Raw genomic sequence first — 3,398 nt, forward strand, 5'->3', positions numbered from 1 at the left:
ATGTTGTGCTCGGCGGTGTCCTACTCTCCCACACCGATTAGAGTGCAGTACCATTGGCGCTGGTGGGCTTAGCTTCCGGGTTCGGAATGGGACCGGGCGTTTCCCCACCGCTATAGCCGCCGAAACAATATGAAACAACATCCACGCAGGATGTGCTCTTTGTTGAGCGATTGCGTGTGTTGTTTCAGAAGTGTCATAGTGGATGCGAACACACCTTTATTACAAGTTGATGTGTTGGGTGTTGTTGGTAAGTCCTCGGCCGATTAGTACCAGTCACCTAAACCTATTACTAGGCGTACAGTTCTGGCCTATCAACCCCATGGTCTATAGGGGGCCTTAACCCTTCAAGAGGGTGAGAAACCTCATCTTGGAACAGGCTTCCCGCTTAGATGCTTTCAGCGGTTATCCCTTCCGAACGTAGCTAACCAGCAGTGCTCCTGGCGGAACAACTGGCACACCAGAGGTTCGTCCGTCCCGGTCCTCTCGTACTAGGGACAGGTTTCCTCAAGTTTCTAACGCGCGCGGCGGATAGAGACCGAACTGTCTCACGACGTTCTAAACCCAGCTCGCGTGCCGCTTTAATGGGCGAACAGCCCAACCCTTGGGACCTACTCCAGCCCCAGGATGCGACGAGCCGACATCGAGGTGCCAAACCATCCCGTCGATATGGACTCTTGGGGAAGATCAGCCTGTTATCCCCGGGGTACCTTTTATCCGTTGAGCGACACCACTTCCACACGTTGGTGCCGGATCACTAGTCCCGACTTTCGTCCCTGCTCGACATGTACGTCTCACAGTCAAGCTCCCTTGTGCACTTACACTCAACACCTGATTGCCAACCAGGCTGAGGGAACCTTTGGGCGCCTCCGTTACATTTTAGGAGGCAACCGCCCCAGTTAAACTACCCACCAGGCACTGTCCCTGAACCCGATCAGGGTCCGAGGTTAGAAGTCCAATACGATCAGAGTGGTATTTCAACAATGACTCCATGAACACTGGCGTGCCCACTTCACAGTCTCCCACCTATCCTACACAAACCGAACCGAACACCAATACCAAGCTATAGTGAAGGTCCCGGGGTCTTTTCGTCCTGCCGCGCGTAACGAGCATCTTTACTCGTACTGCAATTTCGCCGAGTCTGTGGTTGAGACAGCAGAGAAGTCGTTACGCCATTCGTGCAGGTCGGAACTTACCCGACAAGGAATTTCGCTACCTTAGGATGGTTATAGTTACCACCGCCGTTTACTGGGGCTTAAATTCTCAGCTTCGCCCCCCGAAGGGAACTAACCGGTCCTCTTAACCTTCCAGCACCGGGCAGGCGTCAGTCCGTATACATCGTCTTACGACTTCGCACGGACCTGTGTTTTTAGTAAACAGTCGCTTCTCTCTGGTCTCTGCGACCCACACCAGCTCACGGAGTAAATCCGGCCACCAGTATGGGTCCCCCTTCTCCCGAAGTTACGGGGGCATTTTGCCGAGTTCCTTAACCACAGTTCTCTCGATCGCCTTAGTATTCTCTACCTGACCACCTGTGTTGGTTTGGGGTACGGGCCGTGTACCAACTCACTAGAGGCTTTTCTCGGCAGCATAGGATCATGGACTTCACCACAACGGTTACGCATCACCTCTCAGACTTCATGAAACACGGATTTACCTATGTTTCGTCCTACAGGCTTACACCAGGACAACCATCGCCTGGCACCACTACCTTCCTGCGTCACCCCATCGCTTGCCTACTACCAGCCAAGGTCCTGTGCATCACCCCACTCGAGACCCGAAGGTCTTCTCGGAGGATCTGGACAGTTAGTACAACTGATTCAGCATGGGCGCGGATACACGGGTACGGGAATATCAACCCGTTGTCCATCGACTACGCCTGTCGGCCTCGCCTTAGGTCCCGACTCACCCTGGGCGGATTAGCCTGGCCCAGGAACCCTTGGTCATTCGGCGGCAGAGTTTCTCACTCTGCTTTCGCTACTCATGCCTGCATTCTCACTCCCACACCCTCCACACCTCGTTCACACGGGCGCTTCCACGGATGCAGGACGCTCCCCTACCCACCCACACACCTAGCCCACAACCCGTAGATCATGGGCGGGCTTATGTGAGTGCCGCGGCTTCGGCGGTGTACTTGAGCCCCGCTACATTGTCGGCGCAGGATCACTTGACCAGTGAGCTATTACGCACTCTTTCAAGGGTGGCTGCTTCTAAGCCAACCTCCTGGTTGTCTTCGCGACCCCACATCCTTTTCCACTTAGTACACGCTTAGGGGCCTTAGCCGGCGATCTGGGCTGTTTCCCTCTCGACTACGAACCTTATCGCCCGCAGTCTCACTGCCCTGCTCTCACTTACCGGCATTCGGAGTTTGGCTGACGTCAGTAACCTAGTAGGGCCCATCGGCCATCCAGTAGCTCTACCTCCGGTAAGAAACACAGAACGCTGCACCTAAATGCATTTCGGGGAGAACCAGCTATCACGGAGTTTGATTGGCCTTTCACCCCTACCCACAACTCATCCCCTCCATTTTCAACTGAAGTGGGTTCGGGCCTCCACGACGTCTTACCGACGCTTCACCCTGGCCATGGGTAGATCACTCCGCTTCGGGTCTAGACCCGGCGACTCCACGCCCTATTCAGACTCGCTTTCGCTACGGCTACCCCACACGGGTTAACCTTGCCACCGAGCACTAACTCGCAGGCTCATTCTTCAAAAGGCACGCCATCACCCACAACCAACCAAATGATTCACAGGCTTTGACGGATTGTAAGCGTCCGGTTTCAGGTACTATTTCACTCCCCTCCCGGGGTACTTTTCACCTTTCCCTCACGGTACTTGTCCGCTATCGGTCACCAGGAAGTATTCAGGCTTACCGGGTGGTCCCGGCAGATTCACAGCAGATTCCACGAGCCCGCTGCTACTTGGGCACCCATCACGCAAGACCACACGTTTTCAGCTACCGGACTCTCACCGTCTACGGCAGACCATTCCAGGCCACTTCACCTAACATGCAGCATTTATCACTCACGCCCCGACAGGTAGATCGGAGAAGATGAACCCCACAACACCACACACACAACCCCTACCCAGTATCACATGCGCATGGTTTAGCCTCCTCCGCTTTCGCTCGCCACTACTCACGGAATCACAATTGTTTTCTCTTCCTATGGGTACTGAGATGTTTCACTTCCCCACGTTCCCCCCACACAGCCTATACATTCAGCTGGTGGTAACACGACATCACTCGTGCTGGGTTTCCCCATTCGGACACCCTCGGATCACAGCTCGTTTGACAACTCCCCGAGGACTATCGCGGCCTACCACGTCCTTCATCGGCTCCTGGTACCAAGGCATCCACCGAACGCCCTAAAACACTTACAACAACACCTACAAACACACCC

2 rRNA genes are annotated in these 3,398 nt (G+C 54.7%); both read right to left on the reverse strand.

What is annotated here, in order from left to right:
- Positions 1 to 7: 7 nt before the first annotated feature.
- Positions 8 to 124: ribosomal RNA gene (gene rrf / locus A5785_RS22110) — 5S ribosomal RNA — on the reverse strand.
- Between the two features lie 119 nt (positions 125 to 243).
- Positions 244 to 3,378 (reverse strand): 23S ribosomal RNA (locus tag A5785_RS22115).
- Positions 3,379 to 3,398 lie beyond the last annotated feature (20 nt).

Origin of the sequence: Gordonia sp. 852002-50395_SCH5434458 (assembly GCF_001665905.1) — a bacterium.
Taxonomy (GTDB): Bacteria; Actinomycetota; Actinomycetes; order Mycobacteriales; family Mycobacteriaceae; genus Gordonia; species Gordonia jacobaea.